General features: G+C 38.1%; 19 protein-coding genes. 8 read left to right on the forward strand and 11 right to left on the reverse strand.

Going from position 1 to position 23,489, the window contains the following annotated elements; all coding sequences use genetic code 11:
* Positions 1–34: 34 nt before the first annotated feature.
* Genes M2408_RS23515 through M2408_RS23525 form a run of 3 tightly spaced genes read left to right on the forward strand, consistent with a single transcriptional unit; the run spans position 35 to position 6,056 of the window.
* The gene (locus tag M2408_RS23515; protein WP_259187029.1) at positions 35–2,071 is read left to right on the forward strand and encodes a helix-hairpin-helix domain-containing protein; all 2,037 of its coding nucleotides are present in this window, start codon (positions 35–37) and stop codon (positions 2,069–2,071) included.
* Positions 2,068–4,158, forward strand: coding sequence for a ComEC/Rec2 family competence protein (locus tag M2408_RS23520; protein WP_259187192.1), 2,091 nt, complete (start codon positions 2,068–2,070; stop codon positions 4,156–4,158). The genes M2408_RS23515 and M2408_RS23520 overlap by 4 nt, the downstream gene beginning before the upstream one ends.
* Positions 4,155–6,056: an ATP-dependent DNA helicase RecQ gene (locus tag M2408_RS23525; protein ID WP_259187030.1), complete on the forward strand. Its 1,902-nt coding sequence runs from the start codon at positions 4,155–4,157 to the stop codon at positions 6,054–6,056. The genes M2408_RS23520 and M2408_RS23525 overlap by 4 nt, the downstream gene beginning before the upstream one ends.
* On the opposite strand, the gene M2408_RS23530 is transcribed toward M2408_RS23525, so the two are convergent.
* The 6 genes from M2408_RS23530 to M2408_RS23555 all read right to left on the reverse strand — a co-directional run bounded on the left by M2408_RS23530 (position 6,057) and on the right by M2408_RS23555 (position 12,679).
* Positions 6,057–6,896 (reverse strand): sulfurtransferase, encoded by an 840-nt coding sequence (locus M2408_RS23530; RefSeq protein ID WP_259187031.1) that lies wholly within the window; start codon positions 6,894–6,896, stop codon positions 6,057–6,059.
* A 99-nt stretch (positions 6,897–6,995) separates the two neighbouring features.
* Entirely contained in the window at positions 6,996–8,927 is a 1,932-nt protein-coding gene (gene rpsA, locus M2408_RS23535; protein ID WP_259187032.1) for a 30S ribosomal protein S1, read from the reverse strand.
* A 236-nt stretch (positions 8,928–9,163) separates the two neighbouring features.
* Positions 9,164–10,132 (reverse strand): YihY/virulence factor BrkB family protein, encoded by a 969-nt coding sequence (locus M2408_RS23540; RefSeq protein ID WP_259187033.1) that lies wholly within the window; start codon positions 10,130–10,132, stop codon positions 9,164–9,166.
* Position 10,133: 1 nt separating this feature from the next.
* On the reverse strand, positions 10,134–10,541 hold the full coding sequence (locus M2408_RS23545; protein WP_259187034.1) for a thioesterase family protein: 408 nt from the start codon (positions 10,539–10,541) through the stop codon (positions 10,134–10,136).
* The gene (gene mltG, locus M2408_RS23550; protein WP_259187035.1) at positions 10,541–11,581 is read right to left on the reverse strand and encodes an endolytic transglycosylase MltG; all 1,041 of its coding nucleotides are present in this window, start codon (positions 11,579–11,581) and stop codon (positions 10,541–10,543) included. The genes M2408_RS23545 and mltG overlap by 1 nt, the downstream gene beginning before the upstream one ends.
* Positions 11,582–11,677: 96 nt before the next feature.
* Positions 11,678–12,679 (reverse strand): PASTA domain-containing protein, encoded by a 1,002-nt coding sequence (locus tag M2408_RS23555; RefSeq protein WP_223580562.1) that lies wholly within the window; start codon positions 12,677–12,679, stop codon positions 11,678–11,680.
* A 116-nt stretch (positions 12,680–12,795) separates the two neighbouring features.
* On the opposite strand from M2408_RS23555, the gene M2408_RS23560 reads away from it, so the two are divergent.
* Complete coding sequence (locus tag M2408_RS23560; protein ID WP_259187036.1) at positions 12,796–13,806, forward strand: D-alanine--D-alanine ligase; 1,011 nt, start codon at positions 12,796–12,798, stop codon at positions 13,804–13,806.
* 12 nt (positions 13,807–13,818) lie between these two features.
* Here the strand turns inward: M2408_RS23560 and M2408_RS23565 are convergent, their stop codons facing one another.
* From M2408_RS23565 to M2408_RS23580, 4 genes are all read right to left on the reverse strand, one after another.
* The gene (locus M2408_RS23565) at positions 13,819–15,066 is read right to left on the reverse strand and encodes a class A beta-lactamase-related serine hydrolase (protein ID WP_259187037.1); all 1,248 of its coding nucleotides are present in this window, start codon (positions 15,064–15,066) and stop codon (positions 13,819–13,821) included.
* Between the two features lie 129 nt (positions 15,067–15,195).
* Positions 15,196–15,840: a hypothetical protein gene (locus M2408_RS23570; protein WP_259187038.1), complete on the reverse strand. Its 645-nt coding sequence runs from the start codon at positions 15,838–15,840 to the stop codon at positions 15,196–15,198.
* A gap of 9 nt (positions 15,841–15,849) precedes the next feature.
* The gene (locus M2408_RS23575; protein WP_259187039.1) at positions 15,850–16,344 is read right to left on the reverse strand and encodes a dihydrofolate reductase; all 495 of its coding nucleotides are present in this window, start codon (positions 16,342–16,344) and stop codon (positions 15,850–15,852) included.
* A 71-nt stretch (positions 16,345–16,415) separates the two neighbouring features.
* Positions 16,416–17,237 (reverse strand): thymidylate synthase, encoded by an 822-nt coding sequence (locus tag M2408_RS23580; protein WP_259187040.1) that lies wholly within the window; start codon positions 17,235–17,237, stop codon positions 16,416–16,418.
* 287 nt (positions 17,238–17,524) lie between these two features.
* On the opposite strand from M2408_RS23580, the gene mtaB reads away from it, so the two are divergent.
* The gene (gene mtaB / locus M2408_RS23585) at positions 17,525–18,847 is read left to right on the forward strand and encodes a tRNA (N(6)-L-threonylcarbamoyladenosine(37)-C(2))-methylthiotransferase MtaB (RefSeq protein WP_259187041.1); all 1,323 of its coding nucleotides are present in this window, start codon (positions 17,525–17,527) and stop codon (positions 18,845–18,847) included.
* A 161-nt stretch (positions 18,848–19,008) separates the two neighbouring features.
* On the opposite strand, the gene M2408_RS23590 is transcribed toward mtaB, so the two are convergent.
* Positions 19,009–19,905, reverse strand: coding sequence for a DMT family transporter (locus M2408_RS23590; RefSeq protein ID WP_259187042.1), 897 nt, complete (start codon positions 19,903–19,905; stop codon positions 19,009–19,011).
* Positions 19,906–20,106: 201 nt separating this feature from the next.
* Between M2408_RS23590 and M2408_RS23595 the strand changes: the two genes are divergently transcribed.
* The 3 genes from M2408_RS23595 to M2408_RS23605 all read left to right on the forward strand — a co-directional run bounded on the left by M2408_RS23595 (position 20,107) and on the right by M2408_RS23605 (position 23,356).
* The gene (locus M2408_RS23595; protein ID WP_259187043.1) at positions 20,107–20,772 is read left to right on the forward strand and encodes a C40 family peptidase; all 666 of its coding nucleotides are present in this window, start codon (positions 20,107–20,109) and stop codon (positions 20,770–20,772) included.
* Positions 20,773–20,947: 175 nt separating this feature from the next.
* Complete coding sequence (locus M2408_RS23600; RefSeq protein ID WP_120260009.1) at positions 20,948–21,367, forward strand: hypothetical protein; 420 nt, start codon at positions 20,948–20,950, stop codon at positions 21,365–21,367.
* 429 nt (positions 21,368–21,796) lie between these two features.
* Positions 21,797–23,356 (forward strand): calcineurin-like phosphoesterase family protein, encoded by a 1,560-nt coding sequence (locus M2408_RS23605; RefSeq protein WP_259187044.1) that lies wholly within the window; start codon positions 21,797–21,799, stop codon positions 23,354–23,356.
* The last annotated feature ends 133 nt before the right edge of the window (positions 23,357–23,489 follow it).

Raw genomic sequence — 23,489 nt, forward strand, 5'->3', positions numbered from 1 at the left:
ACCAACGGATAGCCAATATTTAATAGAACCTATTATGAAATATTGTAGCAAAATTTTGCTCTTTATAGGTTATTTTATTGGGATAACCTGTATAGCGCAAACAAATGAAAAAATCAACCTTGAAGAGCTATTTGAAAGTTTATCGGAGGAACTACCCGAAGACACTGATTTAAGCGAACTAAGTGAAAAATGGACCTACTATCTAAAAAATCCAATTGATCTGAATAAGACTGATGGGACAGAACTCATCGAATTACAATTTATAGATCCTCTATTGTTGCAGCGGTTGATTGAGCATCGTCAGGTTTCTGGCAGCTTTATCAATGTCCTAGAGATACAGTCCATTGAGGGCTTTAATACTCGGATCGTGAGCTTATTGTTGCCTTTCGTTAAAGTCGGAGAGGCTAGTCCATTTACGGGAAGCAAATTCAATGATTTATCGCACGAAGTTATGTTGCGATATGGACGTACCCTAGAGAAAACAAAAGGATACCAAATTATAGATACCACAAGATCCCGGTACCTGGGGGACCCCAACCGATATGCCATTCGATATCGGGCTAATCTAAAAGATAAAATTCGCTTGGCAATCAATATGGAAAAGGATGCTGGTGAGCCATTTTTTAAGGATAGGCAAAAATTGGGATTTGATTTTTATGGAATAAGTCTATTCGTTAAGTCTATTGGTCCAGTTCGCAACCTTGTCATTGGAGATTATGCATTGCAATTTGGTCAGGGACTTAGTATGTGGAATGGTTTGAGCTTTGGTAAAGGTGGGCTGATACAGAATACCGCCCGACAGGGAATCGGAGTGAGGCAATACACCTCATTAAATGAGGTTAATTTTATGCGCGGAATTACTGGAACATTACAGCTCCAGCGATTTGAGATCACACCATATTTTTCATACCAGAACATTGACGCCAATGTAGTCGATAATATAGAATCTAAGGTAATTAAGACAATTGCGAAATCAGGATTACACCGAACAGCAACTGAGCAACGCTATAGAAATGCTGCACATCAAATGACCTATGGAATGAATGTTTTATGGCGATACAATCGTTTCAAAATAGGAGTCAATTTCAATCAATCTCAATTGGATGCGATTAAGCTCAAAGGGACCGGCAAAAGACAGCAGTATGATTTCGAAGGCGATGTGCTGCAAAATATAAGTCTCTATACAAACTATACGTTCCGAAATGCCCATCTATTTGGAGAATACGCCAGTAGCCTTGATGGTGGATCGGCTATGTTATTGGGGTCAATTGTCAGCTTACACCCACGGGTATCCACTGTTGTTCTTGTTCGAAATTACAGGAAAAATTACCATACTTTTTATGGACAAGGTTTTGGTGAATCGAGTAACACCTCAAATGAAGAGGGAATTTATGCAGGACTAACCTATCAATTGGCAAGAAAGTTAGTTTGGTCCAGTTACATCGATATATTTAGCTTCCCAGAGGCTAAATATCAGGCCGATACCGGATCTGTAGGTGCGGACTTTTTTAGTCAACTCAGTTATATATGGTATAAGAAGGGACAACTCACGTTGAGGTACAGAAATCGACTAAAACAGACAGATTATTTGGGGGAGGGGCAAACTGAATCAGGACTGGCGAATAGCTCAAAACAACAGGTACGCATAGAGTTTCAATATAAATTGAATCGTATCTGGACTATTCGTTCCCGAGCTGAAGCTAATTTATTCCAGAAAGAATATGAGGATAATAGTCTGGGCTATCTATTTTATCAGGATGTCTTCTGGAAACCTGATGTCGGAAAAATTCAATTGAATTCACGGATAGCCTATTTTCAAACCGATACTTATGACAATCGGATTTATGCTTATGAGAACGATGTGTTATATGCTTCCGGATTTGGAATGTATAATATGAAAGGCTGGCGTGCATATCTGAATTTAAGGTATAGAATAAACCATAATGTTGATATATGGGCAAAGTATGGTGTTTATTATTACCCTGATAAAGAAGTCATCGGTACAGGATTGGATGAAAGCGATGGTAACAGAAGGTCCGAAATCAAGCTGCAATTGAGATGGCAATTATGAAGGAATTGAGTTTTTATCAAAAGCTGGAACGAATTCCTATATTAAAGTTGACGGTTGTTTACGCTATTGGGCTCTTTACAGCTCGAGTGCTAAAGCTCTCACCAGTATGGTTTCAATACCTACAATATAGCTTGTTCCTGTTAACTGGAATAATCCTTTGTTGCTATATGATCAAAGGAAGATTCTTTATATATAGCTATCTTATCGGATATTATATGCTGATCCTGTTATTTGCTGCGTGGCAGTTTTGGCGTAACGACCCACTTTATGTTAGAAATCATTTTTCGCATTTTGAGTTGGATAGCTATGTTGTGGATATTACTGAGGAACCTAAAGTTAAGTCCGGTATCATACGATTCTCAGCTGAGGTAATAGGCGGTTATAGTCAGGGAAGTTTTATCGCAACTACTGGCAAGATCATAGTCTCCTTAAAATCTAGAGCGAAAATCCAGTTTCAATATGCCGATCAGATATGGTTAAAGGGGAATATGTTGAGCGTACCTCCGCCATTGAACCCCCTCGAATTTGACTATAAAGAACACTTGGAAAGAGCTGGTATCTATCATCAAATTTTCTTGCGCGCAGATAACTATGGCCTAATTGCACAGGGAGCTTCGCAATCCACCGATATCACTGGTATGGCATTAAAAACACGAGGATATTTTTTAAGAAAACTGCGACATTATTTTGAGAAGGAGGAATACTTCTCCATTGCAGCTGCTTTGTTATATGGTTTTCGTGGCGACGTTGATGAAGAAACTATCAGAACATTTACAAATACGGGAACGATACATGTATTGAGCGTTTCTGGAATGCATGTAGCTGTGCTTTTCGGATTTTTATCACTTGTGTTTAGATATATCCCCTTGCGCCCAATGTTGAACTGGTTACCTTTTGTAATAACATTTTCAGCTATTTGGCTATATGCTTTTATTACGGGGTTAGATCCACCTATTGCTCGTGCTGCTATCATGATAAGCTTTGTTTTATCAGCGCAGTATTTTAAGCGAAATAGCTCAACTTTAAATGCGCTGGTGGCTGCCGCAACAGTTATTTTGCTCTTGTCTCCTAGAGCGATTATGAATGTGGGATTTCAGCTCTCATTTTTGGCGGTTTTAGGCATGATATTATTTTTGCCAATTTTTGAAAAAATGATTGTTGCAAAAAATCTTGTGTTGCGTTTTTTTAGGGATACTGTTGGCATTTCTATAGCCGCACAAATTTTGACAACACCACTTACGCTCTATTATTTTGGACAATTTCCTACCTATTTTTTACTGGCTAATCTATTAGTTGACTTCCCTTCAACTTTAGCAATGTATCTGGGTTTTGTGATGACGATCAATCCTATTGATTGGTTAAATGAGATCTTGGGAAATCTTCTAGAAAATTTAATCAGATTTATGCTTTATTGCCTGAATTCCATTGATCATTTGGCCTTTTCAACTATCAAAATCAATATCATTGACAATGGCCTCCTTTTTCTTTCATATGCGGCTATTTCTTCATTTTTATATGCTTACCAATGGAAAGACAAAAAGTATCACTATCTGGGGCTCCTTTGTGTAACAGGGATCATGATCATAGACATCAACCAACAGATGATAAATAAAAATACGGAGCGATTTCGTGTGTACAATACAAGAAATGAATTAACAGTAGCTTATTTTAAGAATAGACGGGCTATAATTTACAGCACCTTTGATTCATTAAATCATAAAGCCCTGCAATATGCTTGCGGTCGGGAAATCCAGGTATTGACTGCTGATGGCAATATTCAATTTATTCCATTAAATGGTAAAGCTATAAGGAATAATTATTTAATAGAGCTACCAATAGGAAAGGTAGTCGTTATGGAGTATTTTGAAGATGCGTTACCACAAGCAGATCTATTGGTTATTAGGAAGAATGCAATTCATAAACTATCTGCTGCAGTACGTATAATTTCACCCAAGCAAGTTATCCTTGATGGCTCCAATTCTTTGAAGAAATCCTTACAAGCCCAGGTTGTGCTGTACAGTTTGGGGATAAAGAGTTATATCATAAAAGATAATTTTGCGTATGTTTGGGATAAGGAGAGCTTATGACTTTAGATAGTATATCAATCTTAAGGCAATATTGGGGTTTTGAATCATTTCGACCATTACAGGAAGAAATTATTCAGTCAGTTATTTCTGGTAAAGATACACTTGCTTTACTACCTACAGGAGGGGGGAAATCCATTTGTTTTCAGGTGCCAGCATTGATGATGGAGGGAATCTGCATCGTGGTAACACCGCTGATTGCGCTGATGAAAGATCAAGTAGAACATCTGAAGAAAAACGGTATTCAGGCAGTCGCTATCTATTCAGGGATGAAAAAGAGGGAAGTGGATATTACCTTGGATAATTGTGTCTATGGAAAAATAAAGTTTCTTTACCTATCTCCCGAACGATTGTATAATGATCTTGTGAGGGAGCGGATCAGATTTATGAATGTTAATCTGTTCGCTATCGATGAAGCACATTGTATTTCTCAATGGGGTTATGATTTTAGACCGCCATACCTGGAGTTGGCGAAACTGAAGGAGCTTCATCCTAAAGTGCCATTTTTAGCGCTGACAGCAACCGCGACTGAACGGGTTATTGTTGATATACAACAGAAGCTAAATTTTCCAGCGGAAAATGTATTTGTCAAAAGTTTTCTTCGAGATAACTTAGCTTATATGGCTATTGAGGAAGAAGACAAAATGGGACGGATGGTGCGTGTTATTCATAAACTGGGTGGATCAGGTATCGTGTATGTTCGAAATCGGAGAGAGACGCAGGAAATAGCACGTATTTTAATCAACAATGGAATAGCATCAGACTACTATCATGCAGGGTTGCCCGGACAGGAGCGTGATCAAAAGCAGAATGGCTGGATGACTAATGCTGTTCGTGTTATCGTTGCCACAAATGCTTTTGGAATGGGAATCGATAAACCCGATGTTCGTTTTGTCATTCACTTGGATCTGCCTGATTCGCTGGAAGCTTATTACCAGGAAGCTGGTAGGGCCGGACGTGATGGTAAAAAAGCTTATCCAGTTATTCTTTATCAAAAGAATGATGAAAAGAAGCTTGTTGATACATTGGAGGCCAGTTTTCCGGATGTCCCTTTCATTCAACAGACTTATCATTATTTGTGTAATCATTTCCAGATCCCCTATGGAGCAGGCGAAGGTCTTACGGTGGATTTTGATGTGGTTACGTTTGCCAAAAAATATCAATTACCTTTGGTACCAGTCATGAATGCATTGAAATTTTTGGAACGTGATGGTTGGTTGACATTGTCAGAAGCAGTAACGATACCTTCTCGTTTCAAATTTGAAATTGATAGCACAGAATTGTATAAAGTCCAGATACAATATGTGAAATATGATAAATTGATTAAGGCAATTTTACGTACCTATGGTGGGGTTTTTGAGAATTATATACTAATTAATGAATATGAATTTGCAAATAAGCTTGGAGTTCCATACGGTCGGGTGGTAGAACTGCTAAAATCACTGGAAGCATTGGAAATTGCGAGTTACCTTCCCTCTACGGATGCACCACAGCTTATGTTTTTGCAAAATCGTGTGGACTACAAACACCTGTATATCGATCATATCTTTATTCGTGACCGCCATCAGGTCAAAGGGGAACAGGTCAATGGAATGATAGATTATATCGAAAAATCCCATTGTCGTAGTCAGTCCTTGCTGCTTTATTTTGGCGAAAAGAATGCGGGTTTTTGCCAGGTATGTGATCTCTGTTTAATGCGTATACACAAAGAAAGCCAGCGAACTAAAATTAAGGAAGAGATAAAAAACAGCTTGTTGTTGGGACCTAAAAGTCTTCACGATCTGATTGAAAGTTTGACCCTTGGAACTGAAAAAAGAAGAATAGAGATTGTCCGTGATCTACTGGATGCCGAAGTAATTCGTTTGGAGGACAAGCTCTATTCCTGGAATACTTTATTTTGATTATTTTTCTATTGGTAGGTTAAGTTCTTCTCTGCCCCATTCAGACCAGGAACCATCGTATACACGTATGTTTGCGTGGCCTGAGATATACGATGCAAAGGCGAGGATAGAGGCTGTTACCCCCGAACCACAGGAAAATACGTATTCACTTCCTGTTGTTTTAAATTGATCAAATTGCTGCTTAAGTTCGTCAGTTTGCTTGTAATAAATACCATCAAGCAAATCTTCGAAAGGCAGGTTTTTAGAATGGGGAATATGCCCGCCATTAAGGCCTTTTCGGGGTTCCGCAACTAAGCCGATAAATCTTCCTTTACTTCTAGCATCGAAAATACTTACTTCTGGTGCTTTATAATGTGCTAAGATATATTCTTTGTCAGCGTAAAGGTTTTTTTGAAATTGTGCTTTAAAATTTCCCGTTTTGTGCTGCTGATTATAATTGTCTGTTAGTTCAAATTTGTTTTTTTTCCAGGCAGGAACTCCTCCATTTAAAATATAAACCTGATCAAATCCCATTACCTTAAACATCCACCAGGCACGTGGACTGGAATAAACACCCCACCTATCATATAAAACAATAATGCTGTTCTGATCAATTCCCAATGCTTGAGCCTCTGACTCAAATACTTGTTCAGAGACCAAGGTATGGGGCAATTTAGCAGCATGGTCTGAAAATTTCCCCTCGATATCAAAAAATAGTGAATTTGGCAGTAATTCTAATTTTGAATCTTTTAAGGATTGACCGACCTTATCGATGGTACAATCTAGTAGGATCACATTTGCATCTCTTGTCAATGTATCCCGAAGTTCGGATGGACTAATTAAGGCTGATTTGAATGACATAACAATTATTCTTATGTATACAAAATTACAAAGCAGACCGTTAAAAACAAAGAGGCTGTTCTTTTGGAACAGCCTCTTTTTATGGATTGAAAATGCTAATTACTTAGCGTTTTTGTCATTTTCCATTTGCTCTTTCAATTGAGCTAACACGTCTAAATCGCCTAAAGTAGATTTTTCAACAGAATCTTTTACTTTTTTAACAGCTGAAGACTCAGCTTTAGCGTCTTTTTTACGGTTGCTAGACTCTTCTTTGCGAGCTTCTTCTTTCTCTTCTTCCCAGATACGAGAGTGAGAAATTACCAAACGTTTGTTCTCTTTGTTGAACTCGATGATTTTGAATGAAGTAACTTCATCAACTTTCAATGAAGAACCGTCTTCTTTAACAGAGTGTTTAGAAGGACAGAAACCTTCAACACCATATTGTAGAGCAACGATATCACCTTTGTCACCAACTTTGATCACAGTACCTTCATGGATAGAACCTTCAGTGAAGATTGTCTCGAAAGTATCCCAAGGGTTTTCTTCCAATTGTTTGTGACCTAAAGATAATTTACGGTTTTCTTCATCTAATTCTAATACAACTACTTCTAATGTCTCACCAACTTTAGTGAATTCGTTAGGGTGGTTGATTTTTTTAGACCAAGATAAATCAGAGATGTGGATCAAACCGTCGATACCTTCTTCTAACTCAACAAATACACCGAAGTTAGTCATGTTTTTAACAACAGCTGATTGTTTAGAACCAACAGGGTAACGCTCAGTGATGTTTTTCCAAGGATCTGGAGTCAATTGTTTGATACCTAAGCTCATTTTACGCTCATCACGATCTAAAGTTAAGATTTGAGCTTCGATCTCGTCTCCAACTTTTAAGAACTCTTGTGGAGAACGTAAGTTTTGAGACCAAGACATTTCAGAAACGTGGATCAAACCTTCAACACCTGGGATGATTTCTAAGAAAGCACCGTAATCAGCAACTGTTACGATTTTACCTTTAACTTTAGAACCAACTTCTAATGCTGTATCTAAAGATTCCCAAGGATGCTCAGATAATTGTTTCAAGCCTAAAGCGATACGTTTTTTCTCATCATCAAAGTCTAATACAACAACGTTGATTGTTTGATCTAAAGCTAAAACTTCTTTTGGATGCTCGATACGGCCCCAAGAGATATCTGTGATATGCAACAAACCGTCAACACCACCTAAGTCGATGAATACACCGAAGTCAGTGATATTTTTAACAGTTCCTTCTAATACTTGACCTTTTTCTAATTTAGCAACGATCTCAGATTTTTGGTTTTCTAAGTCGTTCTCAATTAATACTTTGTGTGATACGACAACGTTTTTGAATTCGTGGTTGATTTTAACAACTTTGAATTCCATTGTTTTACCTACGTATATATCGTAGTCACGGATAGGTTTGATGTCGATTTGAGATCCAGGTAAGAAAGCTTCAACACCTTTGATGTCAACGATAAGACCACCTTTAGTACGGCTCTTAACGAAGCCAGTAATGATTGCATCATTTTCCAATGCCTCATTGATAGCTTCCCAAGATTTTTGAGTTTTAGCACGTTTGCGAGAAAGTACTAATTGACCGTTAGCATCTTCTTGAGATTCAACGAATACGTCAACTTTGTCACCAATTTTTAATTCTGGTAAGTCACGGAATTCGGATAAAGAAACTAAACCGTCAGATTTGAAACCAACATTTAAGACAACGTCTTTATTGTTGATAGAAACGACAGTACCTTCAATAATTTCACCTTGGTTAACTTGGTTGAAAGTATCTGCGTATTGTGCTTCAAGTTTAGCGCGTTCAGCTTCGCTATAATTTCCGAAACCTTTATCATTTGCATCCCAGTCAAATTCACCTTCTGGTGTGATCCAAGTGTTTGATTTGATTTCGTCGATTAAGTTTGAATCAGCTTCTGATTCAATTTTTTCAGTGTCTTTCACTACTTTAGTGTCAGCACCTTGTAGCTCTGCGTTTTTCGCTGCTAATTCTTTTTCTGCTTCTTGTTTTTTTGCCATTAATTAATTTTCTCCTTTTTCCTACGTTGTAGGAGTTGCAAAGGTACAAAAAAACTTTTAATGCAAAATTTTATTTTTCTTATTTTATTGAAAGACTTTCAGTTATCCCCTAGTTATAGGTTGCAGTCGAACAACTTGGTCTGAAAGGGCTCAGGATAGGATCTTTCATTGGTCAGAATAGGAAAAATTTTGAGCCTTACAGTATCCTTTTTGACGGTTCGTTGTGTCTTGTAGTGCTATTCGTTATCTTTTTTAAAGGAGTTGAAGATCCGCGGCTTGGCAATGACAATGGTTTGCTTGGACAAAGCTATTGCGGCATTTAACTCATAGCCCAATAGTAATATCAGGGTATTGAGATAGATCCAGAGCATAATGACGATCAGCGTTCCGATCGAACCATATAATTTATTATATGCACCAAAATGATTAATATAGAATGTGAAAATCGAGAAAGTCAAAATCGCTAATATAGTGGCCATGGAGGCTCCGGGGCTAAACAACTTCCACTTGTTTGATGTAGATGGGCCAAACTTATAAATACAGCTTACTGTAAAGAAATAAATTGCGAAAATAATAATCCATCGAGAGAGCTTTAACAAAGTCGCCCACATACTGGATTTAATGCCCGTGGTTTCTTTTAGATAATCAATCGTTACACCAGCAATTGTAAATACAGTCATCCCGACGGTAAGGGCAAAAATAATCAGAAAGGCTAATGTTAGTGCAACGAGCCTTTTTCTTATCCAAGGTCTTTTCTCGGTCATTAAGGAAGCTTTATTGAAAGCATTCATTAATGAGGCCATACCATTTGTCGCAAAATATGCTGCGAAAAGAAAACCGAAGGAAAGGAGCCCACCATTCTGGTTTTTAATAATATCCTCGAGGGTGGTTTCAACGACAAGGAACGCATTCTTAGGGATGACAACCGCTAAAAAATCCAGTAATTGCTCCTGAAAGTTGTTGATTGGAATATAGGGAATTAATGTAAATAGAAAGATGATACCGGGAAATATAGCCAACAAAAAACTATATGATAATGATGATGCCTTGCTGACGATTGAATCTCTGGCGAGCTCCTGAAAGAAAAACACCGCTACAGTATAAAGGGGAAGTGACCCAAATCCTGGTAACACAACCCGTTTACTCCATTCGATTAATCTAAAATAAGGTTCAAAATTTAATAGCCATTGGTGGAATTTCCCCATATCAATTAAAATATTTACTCATCTTATCCTGAAAGACCTGTGGCGGCATACATGGTTTGTTCTTTTCCATATTGACAAATACCAACGTTGTCTCTCCTTGATTGAGTAACTCACCACTTTCGTTAAAAAGTTCATATTCAAAAATAATGCGGATCGCAGGTTTCTTACGAATCGTTACCCGGATCGTTATCAAATCATCATACTTACCCGGTTTGAGATATTTTGTTTTCAGCTCTGTGACAGGGAGCATAACGCCCATTTCTTCCAGTTCTTTATAAGATATCCCTGTACTTCTCAGCATTTCAGTCCTTGCTATCTCATAAAAGGCTGCGTAATTGCCATAATAGACATAACCCATTTGGTCTGTTTCTGCGTAGCGAACACGAATCTGATGGTCAAATACAAACATTATTTCTTGATATTTCTGGCGTCTAAGGCTTGTTGGAATTTTCGAGCATTTACCAGGTGTTCTACTTCTGTTTTTGCAAAATTATGGTAACCTGAGAAATCATCCTTTGCACACATATAGATATAATCATGTTGTTTAAAATTCAGAACCGCATCAATAGCAGCGATACTCGGGATAGAAATAGGCCCCGGCGGCAAGCCTCTATAGATGTAAGTATTGTAAGGGTTATCCATTCTTAAATGTTTATTTAAGACCCTTCTGATCGTAAAATCATTGTTAGCAAAGATTACTGTTGGATCGGCTTGTAGGAGCATGCCTTTTTTTAGACGATTTAAATATAAGCCAGCGATCATGGGCATTTCGTCTTGGTGCAAAGCCTCGCCTTTAACGATGGAAGCCAATGTACTCACCTGTTGTGGGGTTAGGTTCAGTGCTTTTGCTTTAGTAATGCGATCTGCATTCCAGAATTTTTTCCACTCATCATCAAAGCGGGCAATAACCTTTTCTGGACTCGTGTTCCAGTAAATTTCATAGGTATTTGGAATGAAAATTGAAATCAGGTTTTCTTTGGTAAATCCAAATTTTTGCGCTGTAGCTTCATCATTCAGTACTGCAATAAATTGTGCTGAATCAGCCTCAAAGCTTTTGCCCAATAATGCAGCCATATTTTCTTTTAGCCTTACATTGGCAAATCTAAATTTCACAGGTTCCTGATAGCCACCGATCAAGTTACCGATCAAACGTCGGTTGTTCATTCCGGGAGTTAATAAGTAGCGACCCGGTTTAACACTTTGTTCGTATTTTTTATATTGAGCAGCACGTTCGAATGAAGCGATATCATCCAAAAGACTAGAGTCTTGAATCGATTTGAGGACATCTTCATACTTTGCGCCATCATGAATATAGAGGTATTTCTTCTCTCCAGAAACGTTTGAGGCAAAGAAAGCCTTATAAAATGTCCATGCAAAATACCCCCCAACAAGGATGACGATTAATGCAACAATTTTTAACCAACTTGGTATTCCTTTTTTATTTTCCATCAGAATTACTTTTTTATATCTGTGATAAAACCTTCACCGACATAGAACTCATCTTTTATACAAATGATTATGGCTTATGAAGGTTTCATGATCGCTTTAGAAGCCTAGACTATTTGCTTTATTTTCCTTTTTTTGTCCCGCTGTAGGCGCTGTATTTGAAGACTTGGCGGGAGGGGTGTTTGTTGTCGTTTTTGTCGTGGTAGCTGGCTTCGTAGCAACGGGCTTCGCGGCAGGTGGGTTCGACTGAGTCGGAGTTACCTGTGGTTTGGGTACAGTTGAAGATCCTGGTGTACCTGTTGTCGGTGAAGGCGCTGTCAGCGAAAGTGTCACGTCTATTTTGGCACCTAAGCTTGTTAATCCCTTTTCTACCCCCGGAGATTGCACACTGATTACCGCTGTTGTTGTATCGGTTACATTGGGATCGTAGGTTACTGTTCCCAAGCCAAGTCCGGCACCAGAAAGGGCAAATTTAGCTTCGTTCAAAGGCAGTCCGATCAGATTGGGGATTTCAACTTCATTCGCCCCAAGACCATTACCTAGGACAAGATCTATCCGTGAACCTTTTGGAATCATTCGGCCATTTCGAATAGACTGACCCGCAAATTGAGCATCCAGAACAATATCTCTAGCAATATCAGCAACATAAGAAGTGTCACCTATTTTAAGATTATGATTTTTCAAGATAGCTGTTGCTTCGATCAGGGTCTTATCTTTAATATTTGGAAAGGAGACTTCCGGAGCCACCTGGGTGATAATGGTCAGATAAATTGTTCGACCAGATTTCACATGAAATCCCTGCTCGGGATCTTGTTCGATCACAAGGCCCGGTTTAGCATCCATCTGATAGACGGAGTCAATTTGATATTCTAATCCGGCATCCTCCAAGGCTTGGATGGCTGCGTTGATATGGAGTCCCTTTATTTTCGGAACCGCAATAGATTCATCATGCTTAGTATATATTTTCAGCCCCACATATACGGCAAGAAATAGGCAGACTATCGCGATGAATGCGGCAATGAGATTTTTTCTGAAGGTGGGTGTCTGAAGATATTGTACGACTTTGGACATTACTGTGTTTGATAAAAATGAATTCTGCATAGAACCGCAATATTGAAGCCAATTTTGCAGAATGGTTAAATAAAATTATTCCTCACAAAATTATTCGTTTTTCCGTGTATAGCAAATTATATTTGCTATTCGAATCGCTAAAATTTATGAAAGCAAAAATAGCATTAATAACTGGAGGTTATACAGGGGAGGCCGAAGTTTCTTTTAAAAGTTCTGCCTTTGTCAATTCCCAACTCGATCATGACAAATACGATGTGTACCTGATTACCATATCAAAAGACGCATGGTTTTATACAGATAAAGATGGTCGGCAGTATCCGATCCTGCGCGAAAGCTTTACCTTACCATTAAATGGAGAGACAATAAGTTTTGACTTAGCTTTTATTATGGTTCATGGCGTACCTGGAGAGGATGGAAGACTACAGAGCTACTTTGATTTGCTGGATATTCCTTATACTTCATGCGATGCACTGACGTCAGCTTTGACGATGAACAAGGGCTACACGAAGGCGGTCTTAAATGGTATTCCTGAATTGTACCTGGCCAAATCGGTTTTATTATTTGAATCGCAACGGGCGGAAGCAGCCAACGTTGTAGAAACTAACCTTTCCCTTCCATATTTTGTGAAGCCTAACGCTGGTGGAAGTAGTATCGGAATGACAAAGGTGAAAGAATCAGTTCAGTTACAGGAAGCTATTGACAAAGCATTCGATGCCGAGAATACGGGAAAGCAAGTGATTGTTGAAGAATTTGTGACCGGACGTGAGTTTTCTGAAGGGATTTTCCGTAACGCGAAAGGGGAATTGGTCGTGTTGCCTGCAACAGAGGTTCGTACGACACGTGAATTTTTTGATTTTGAAGCGAAATATATCCCTGGCTTGACCGAGGAAATTACACCAGCAGACCTGACGACAGAGCAGCAAGAACGTGCTGCCCGTATTCTGAAGGAAATTTATGTTAGGTTAAATTGTAAAGGCATGGTGCGCGTGGACTTTTTCCTGGAAAACGGTACCGATAAGTTTTACTTTATCGAGATCAATACAATTCCTGGGCAGACAGCACAGAGTTTTATCCCGCAGCAGGTGCGTGCCTTTGGTATGAAAGAAGGTGATTTCTATGGTGAATTGATCGAAAGCGCTTTATTATCCGCTAAATAAAATAGATCATTTCTAATTCAAAGGGGCTTTCAATTTTTTGAAAGCCCCTTTGTTATTTTCTGAAATCAAACTTGGATAAATCAGGTTTGATTTTTTTGTTCTCTTTAATTCTTCCTGATAGATAAGCTGTCCAATGTTTTTCAAAAAGGGGTAAGTGACGGTTTCGTATTCATAAATACCGTCATTGTAAATACCGTTTTCATTAGACTGGACAACGACGGCAAGGAGAAACTCTATTCCATGTTCAAAATCTACAATATAGGCGTTATCAATATTATAACCATAAGAGTCACCATACTTATTGAAGATACGGATATTAGGGTTTAGCTCTACACTTTTTTCACGTCCATAGAACAGTAATTTGCTATATGTTGGCCAAAATTCTGTTGTATCATATTTAGGGAAATCCGATTCAAATGGATAACGTGACATATAATCATAGAGTAGCGTATAATCCTCTTTCAACAGATTAAATCTGTCTTTGCTTTTGAATGCTTCTGGAAACAGTAATTTCTTCAAGATCAGCTGTTGATCCGCTAGCGCATAAACGTTTAGTCCCTCAAAACTCCATGGTTCGTGGATGAGTTCATCTTTATCATTCATGTAACCTTTTCCCTGAAGCGTATTGGCTAACTTGATATCATAGTCTTTGGGGTCAAATTGTTCTTTTTGCTGATAGATAATATTGTCACCGTTGTAGAAGGTGAAAGGATTAGTATGCTTCGCCCAGATTCCTTTGTCACCGATGGCAAGGCGGTTGACAATTCGGCTGTACTTGGTGCCATATTTTTTGAGTTTTGCATTTAGCTCAGCACGGCCAATAAATTCGAACAGCCTGTTTTGAGCATCATTGTCACTGGTCAATAATATTTTTTTTACATACTGAGCAATTGACGGAAGACCATTAACCGCGGATTCATCCAGAGATACTTTAGTTTGTTTTTCAAAAGCAGAGTCAATGCGTAGGGGTGTATCTTTTGTAAGGCCCTTAATATGTAATTCATTGATTTTTTCCAGAGCCAAAATCGCAGTTGGCAGTTTTACGGTACTTGCGGGATAGAAATACCAATTGGGATTCAGTCGATAACTATAAGACCTGAAGTGTGGGATATTAAATTTATCACGATCAATTTGAGTGTACAGGATCTGCACTTCATTCTTTGTCGGATGATTTAATATTTGTTGGAATAGATCAGGACGACTCTGAAGTAATTTTTCCAGGTATACTGTATCTATATTTTGAGCATATGTGTCCGACATAAATAGTGTGAAAAATAATAGCAGATATCTATGCATTTTTTAGAAGATTGTATTTCAGATGCTTATTATGTTATAATTAGCTAGATAAAACTTAATCACTTGCATTTGATCTTTAGTCGTTCTACGCTATTATCTATTCAATTCCTCGATTGCTTTTAATAATTTATTTTTTGACACCAATTTCTTTGCTTTTTCATTTTCCTGAACGTGAGGCTCTAATGTGCTTTTTTGAAGTGGTAGGATTTCGTTCATTTTATCAATCTTAAAATGTGATATTGCGGGATCATTGATATCAGCAGTCATACTATATCGTCTGATTTTTCTTTGATATTTTACCGTGTCTACCAAAAATAACCAACAACTATCCTGTGGAATACCTTTTATTTTATTTTTCCGGTAATCTATCCGGTATATTTCTTTCGTTTGGTCAGGTGTTACTGTATATTTTATGCCTTTTTCTTTATAAGAGATTTCACTGGGTTTGGTAGCGGTTCTAAGTTTTATTTTAGTTTTTGAAACAACAGTGCTGTCATTTTTTAAGACAATATAAAACTCATATCTGCTACTCACAGGTTCCTTCTTGAATGAAGAATAGAACCGAGGCATATAGTGGCCTGGCGTAGTAACATTTCCATAAGGTGTCCGTATAGTCGTTGGTGGAAGGAACTGTGCGAAGGCTTGTGTTGAAGTCAGCAAAGTAAAAAGAAAAAAGCTTATCGCATACATGATATGATACATCTTTATCTTATTCAATTGCAGGCTCAGTTTATTCATGGTATAGAACTATTTTCTTGTATACACTTCAAAGGTATAGTTGAATGCATGTTTATCATCTGCCTGATGTGGTTCCGCGGAAACCAGTTCCCATTCTTCCGATGATAGTTCTGGAAAAAACGCATCTCCCTGAATCGTTGTGTGTACACGTGTCAAAAGTACCTTGTTTGCCAATGGTAAAGCCTGTTGATAGATATTTGCTCCACCGATGATAAATACCTCACGCTCGTCGCGACAATATAAAAGAGCCTCCTGGATACTGTTGGCAACATCAATATCCTCTCCCTGAAAATTAGCATTACGTGTGATGACGATATTTCTTCGATCGGGCAATGCCTTACCGATGGCCTCAAAGGTCTTTCTGCCCATCAGGACAGAATGCTCAATGGTGTTTCTTTTAAAATATTTAAAGTCATTTGGTAAATGCCAGGGCATCTGATTATTGATGCCGATAGCATTGTTTTCCGAGGCAGCTACGATTAATGTGATCGTTGGGTTACTCATTTTTGTATCGTGTAGATTAGTTCTGTTGTGTAAAGTGATATTGTGTCTAGAAGAGCCTCCTAAAGGTTCTCCTAAACTGCAACAGGGGCTTTTATATGCGCATGTGATTCATAATTCAGCAATTCGAAATCTTCGAATTTGAAATCAAAAATATCTTTCACCTCTGGGTTTATCTTCATTTGTGGCAATGGCTTTGGATCACGGCTCAGCTGTAGTTCCGTTTGTTCAAAGTGATTGCTATAGATATGTGCATCGCCCAATGTATGGATAAATTCAGCGGCTTCCATATCACAGACTTGTGCCACCATCATCGTCAACAGGGCATAAGAGGCAATATTGAAAGGAACACCTAAAAATATGTCGGCGCTACGTTGATAAAGCTGACAGGATAATTGAGGCTTCATAATCCCTTTCTCAGGCTGTGCTGGTGCTACATAAAATTGAAAGAAAGCATGACAAGGAGGCAAGGCCATGTTTTCGATTTCAGCAACATTCCATGCCGATACAATAATGCGACGGGAATCCGGTGAATTTTTCAGCTGGTTGATAACCTGTGTGATCTGATCGATATGACGGCCATCAGGTGTTGGCCAAGAGCGCCATTGTGAACCATAAACAGGGCCTAGGTTCCCCTGTTCGTCAGCCCATTCGTCCCAGATACTCACGCCATTGTCTTTTAAATACTGAATATTGGTTTCTCCTTTCAAAAACCAGATTAACTCATGAAGAATTGATCGCAAGTGCAATTTTTTTGTTGTTACTAGCGGAAATCCTTCCTGAAGGTTGAAACGCATCTGATATCCAAAGACACTTTTGGTACCTGTCCCGGTACGATCCGTTTTTACAACACCATTCGTATATACGTGTCTGAGTAAATCTAAATATTGTTTCATCTGTAAGTTTTATTTGTTAAACGCTTAATACCCGAGGTCTGAATATGCATGTTCTGCTGCTTATATTAGTAGGTGTGTATGCCTTTTTACATACCCTTCTATATCAAAATTGCATTAAAACCATAACCAGTGGATGCTGTATCTGCCTTTAGCTATAAAATTTAAATCTTCTAGCGCATCCAACCTTTCAAGATAGTCAAAACTAAGGAAAATCCTTATAACGAGAAAGTCAAAACTTAAAATGATAAGAAGGGTTACTGAAAAAAAATGTAATTTTGCAAAATATTATGGAGAATAAAAAAGTAGCTTTTTATACACTTGGATGTAAACTGAATTATTCGGAGACATCATCCATAGGACGTTTATTTAAGGATGCGGGCTATGATACAACAGCGTTCAATAGCCGTGCGGACGTCTATGTAATCAATACATGTTCTGTAACGGACAATGCTGACAAGAAGTGTAGAAAAGTGGTTAAAGAAGCTTTAAAGCACTCTCCGAATGCCTATATTACCATTGTTGGTTGTTATGCCCAACTAAAACCAAAGGAGATCGCGGAGATTCCTGGTGTAGATATGGTATTGGGAGCTGCTGAGAAATTTAATATCATTGAACATATCAATGACTTGACCAAACAGGAAAAAACAATTGTTTATAATGGCCCGATTGATGAAACCAATCAATTTGTGTCGGCTTATTCCATCGGCGACCGTACGCGTACCTTTTTAAAAGTACAGGATGGATGTGACTATTCATGTACTTTCTGTACAATCCCTTTGGCACGTGGTGGAAGTCGCTCAGGAAAGATTGAAGAGATTGTCAAGCAAGCGGAAGAAATTGCTGCTTCGGGTGTAAAAGAAATCGTATTGACAGGGGTTAATATTGGTGATTTTGGTATTCGGGATGGGAAACGTGAAGACCGCTTCCTGGATTTGGTAAAAGCACTGGATGAGGTGGATGGTATTGATCGGATACGTATTTCTTCTATTGAACCTAATCTTCTTTCCAACGATATCATCGAATTTGTCGCACAATCCAAAAGATTTGTTCCACATTTTCATATGCCATTGCAGTCAGGAAATAACAAGATTTTGAGCTTGATGCGCCGGAGATATAAACGGGAGCTATATACTGAACGTGTAGAGTTTATCAAGTCATTAATGCCGAACTGTTGTATAGGTGTTGACGTGATTGTTGGATTTCCCGGAGAAACGCGTGAAGACTTTATAGATACCTATAATTTTCTGAACGATATGGATATTTCCTATTTGCACGTGTTTACCTATTCGGAGCGTGAAAATACAATTGCAGCCCAAATGGAAGGAGCAGTACCAGGAGCACAACGTAGTGATAGAAGTAAGATGTTGCATATTCTTTCAGAGAAGAAACGTCGCGCTTTTTATGAATTACAGCTTGGAGCTCAGGGAGATGTCCTGTTCGAAGCAGATGAAAAAGACGGTTATATGCATGGTTTCTCCAAAAATTATGTCAAGGTGAGGACTTTGTATGACCCGTTATTGGTGAACGAGGTTGTACCTGTGAAATTTATGGAAGTAACAGATACTTGTGAAGTAGAAGTCGAGGAGGTTCCTGAAACATTAGCACATTAATTTTTTAAGAATTATACATTCATAAAAAGGGCAATCTTCTATAAGATTGCCCTTTTTACTAAGGAAGAGTTTCATTCCAAGATCTTTTGATCATGGTTGATATTCTATCCAATACGATTGTATAGAATACCTGAGATCGTGTTTTGAAATGTATGCATTGATTAGTGTGCACTGCTTTTTGCGGCATTTAACCAGATCACTGTCCCTAAAATCAAAAGAACACCGATCCATTGTACCAACGAAACAGATTCATGTAATATAAAATAAGACATACAGGTAGCTACAGGTAATTCTGCAGAACTTAATATTCCACCTAAAGAGAAGCCTGTTTTTGGTAAACCATAAGCGAATAACAATGGTGGAATGACGGTGCCAAATAAGGACAGGATCAGTCCAAAATGTAGAAAATTAGTATCAAATTGACCATTAAATAAATAGTTCGGTGGAAATAACGTGAAAATCAAAATACAGGAACCACTTACCATGATTGCACTTTTTTGTATTGGATGATAATCATTGCCCACGCGGCCATTTACGATCATAAAAACCGAATAAGCGGTAGCGGCCAAGAACCCAAATAATAGACCTGTTAAGCTGATATCCTCCAATCCTTTCTCAATGAGCCCTGTTGCCAATAATGTTGCAATCAATACGATACCAATACCGATCAAGTTGTTTTTTGATGGTTTTGTTTTGAAAAAGATAAATTCAATGACCACACCGATCCATATATACTGCATCAGTAGGACAATAGCCAGAGATGCCGGCACCAACTGTACACATTTATAGTATAAGACACTCACGAGCCCCGTTGATGTACCACTGATCAATATTTTGACCCAAGATGATTTTTTAGTTGATGATTGAAAGGATTTTCCAGAAAATAGCTTGATCACGATAAAGATAAGCCAAAGCATAAGCATGCCAAATAATACCTGAATCCCTGTTACCTCTCCTAAAGTAAGCCCCTGACCATATGCTTTTTTTACAAACGTTGATAGTATCCCAAAGCTACTCGCACCTAAAAAGACAGCTAATGCACCTTTTAATTTTTCCATTCTCAAATAAATTAGGCGGCAAAGTTACGATTTCTGGACAATTCTTTTTCCGATCCTACGTTCTTGGTAGGGAAAAAGGATAGATCCGCAGCTATTGAGGATAGTTGAACTAAAAGCTTCAATGAAGATCAACCAATCCTAACTACTCAGTGTATGGGAATAATCCTTTATGACGAATAGCTTATCAATAAAATAGGGAGAATGAATAAATTGTTTTTTAAGAAGGGGGTAAATAGGTTGTATATCAGGGGCAATTTATTTAAGTTTGTCTTACAGGAAAATAAATCGAACATAATGATTGCTAAATCTTATTTTATCTTCTTTTTAAGCGCACTACTATTCTTGAGCAGTTGTTCAACGAAGAAAAAAGTACTCACCTCCGGTTCGCGTTCCTCCAATGGTTCGGTGTTGACAGATGCAAGTTCGGCGCGAGGAAAAATATTTTCTGGATCTCGTCTTGATAATTATGCCTCATTACTGAATGTAAATACGAAGAAGCTAAACCCACAGCTCTATTCATTTATCGACGACTGGATGGGTATACCGCATCGAATGGGGGGACAGACTAAAAGTGGAGTGGATTGTTCGGGTTTTGTTAATCTATTATATATCGAAGTCTACAAAGGCAATCTTCCACGGACATCACGAGATATGGAAGGCATTGTGAAAAGAAAGAAGCCTGAGAAATTGGAAGAAGGTGATTTGGTATTTTTTTCTTTCGGTAAAAAAGGAATTGACCATGTGGGCGTATACTTGCACAACAATAAATTTGTTCATGTCTCAACGCGCAAAGGGGTTATTATATCAGATCTGACGGATAGCTGGTACGCCAAAACTTTCGTTGATGCAGGTTCTCCAAAGATCTAACCAGGTGAAATCCATGTAGGTTTTATGTCATATCTTGACATAAACTTTTATACCCTATATAAATCCTTATTTTTGTCAAAATTTTATAGAAATGACAATAAAGAGTAAAAAGATTTTTTTAGGCCTTTGTATTATTGTGCCATTTTTAATGTATTGTGTTTATTATTATAGCAATATGATTAAAAACGCACCTTTCCGTTTTGCTGATTTTGAATCAATTGAATTCAAATATGGTGAACCGAATCATATGGTCAATGAATACAATTCAAAAACGCGTATCTATAAATATTTAGACAAACAAGATTCATTAATTACGGATACTGTAAAGTTCACAAAAGATGATCTATTGTATTTGCACCGCAAAGCAATGGAATTAGGGTTTTGGAATTTAGATACTGATATGACAGGTCCAGAATGGAAAAAGGACTCCACAAATTCTAAAGTACCCCGTTTTTATCTGGAATATAATTACAAGGATAAATCAAAACGTGTCACTTTAGATGCGGACTTTGCAGGCAATCCACGGATGCATGATGCCGCCAAATCGATGATAGACGAAGTAAATCGTATGTTAGCGACTGCCCAAGCAAGATAATAACGATAATTATATTTATTGAAAGAAGGAGAGACCGAGCATTTGGTTTCTCCTTCTTTTTTTTACGCTTTTCCGAATTAATGGAATCCTTTATCGATAAGCCAATTATTCAAATAATTTCATGCCATTACAATTCTAAAATTTGAATGCAATGATGCTGGAAAACCTTATATCAAGTGGTGAGCAAATTCATACTAAACAGTAAACTAACAGGGACTTGATACGGACCTTATACGGACCTTACTCGGACCTCATTCGGATAAATACGTATAAAGTCCGATTTAAATCCCTATCATATAAGAACTAATTAGGTGTTATTTATTAAGTTGATCACTCCTTGATACGTGTTTATATTTACGAATCCTTTATATTCAATTGATATTGTCTTAATGCTAATAGGGTACTTTAGCGGCAAAACTAACGTTCGATATGAAAACATTTATGGCATTGGCCATTTCTTTGGCGCTGGCCCAGACAGTACAAGCACAAGAATTTGCAAAGGGAAAAGTTTTTCTAGATGTAAACAGAAACGGAAAATTAGATAAGCATGAGAAAGGGATAACATCTGTTTCGGTCAGCAACGGTCGCGAAGTTGTTGCTACAGATAAAGATGGTAACTATCAATTACCCGTTGGAAATGATAATATCATTTTCGTTGTCAAACCTTCGGGATATGCAGTACCCGTAGATGAGAATAATCATCCAAAATTCTATTATATACACAAAGTCAATGGTAGCCCAACGTCAAAATATCCCGGTGTAACTGCAACGGGTAAAATCCCTGCCAGTGTGAACTTTGCTTTATATCAACAAGATGAGCAAGCCAATTTTTCCGCTTTTGTCTTTGGTGACCCACAAGCATATACCGAGGAAGAACTGGGATTTTTTAAGGATGGCATCATTAATGAAATCGCTGATAAATCTGTTGCTAAATTCGGAATCAGTCTAGGAGATTTGGTCGGTGATGATTTGTCTCTTCAGCCAAAATACAAGTCGGTCATTTCTACGATGGGATTACCTTGGTATAATGTCATGGGAAATCATGACATGAATTATGATGCTAAAACCGACAGCCTTTCGGATGAGTCTTTTGAGCGAACTTTTGGCCCTAATAATTATTCCTTTAATTATGGGGATGCACATTTTATTGTATTGGACAATATTATCTACCCCAACCCACGTACCGGAAAAGGGTATCTCGGAGGTTTTCGGAAAGATCAATTGGATTTTGTTGAGAATGACTTAAAGCAGGTAGCTAAAGACAAATTGGTTGTCCTTTCCTTCCATATCCCATTATATCATGAAAACTCTAATGTGTTTCGCAATGAAGACAGACAGCGTCTTTTTGATATTTTAGCCCCTTTTAAACACACACTTTCGCTTTCGGCACATACACATTTTCAACGCCAATATTTTTATGGACAGAAAGATGGTTGGAAACAGGAACATGCGCATCACGAATATAATGTCGGAACCACATCAGGGGATTGGTATTCAGGCGAGCTGAATGACAAGGGAATTCCGGTTTCGACCATGCGGGATGGTACACCAAAGGGTTATGCCATTTTGAAAATTGAAGGTAATCAATATAGTTTCGATTATAAAGTGATAGGTAAGCCGGCAAACTATCAGATCGATATTTATGGTGCTTCCGTAGTACCCGAAAAGTATACGAAAAGATACCCGATTTATGCAAACTTCTTTATTGGTAGGGAAGGAGATAAAGTGGCTTATCGAATTAACCAAGGAGATTGGAAAGAGATGGAATATGTTAACGAGAGTGATCCCGCTTTCTTAAAATCGCTAGCGAAATATGATACCGCCGAAAAGCTGATGACAACTCGCCGCCCATCTAATCCGGAAAAATCCAGCCATCTGTGGGTAACGAATTTGCCGAAACTTAAAACAGGGAAATATCAGATCGAAATTAGGGCAATAGATATGTTCAATAGAGAACATTTCGCGACGAAAAGTATTGTGGTGGAATAATCGAGTATTTACTATTTCAGGAAAAGGCAATCTTCGGATTGCCTTTTCTTTTCGAAATACCGCAGTATCCCTATTGCGATAGGGGGAAGAAATTAATCGAAGAATAATTCCTAGAGGTTTGGCACACAATCTT

Origin of the sequence: Sphingobacterium sp. BIGb0165 (assembly GCF_024810095.1) — a bacterium.
GTDB classification, from domain to species: Bacteria; Bacteroidota; Bacteroidia; order Sphingobacteriales; family Sphingobacteriaceae; genus Sphingobacterium; species Sphingobacterium detergens.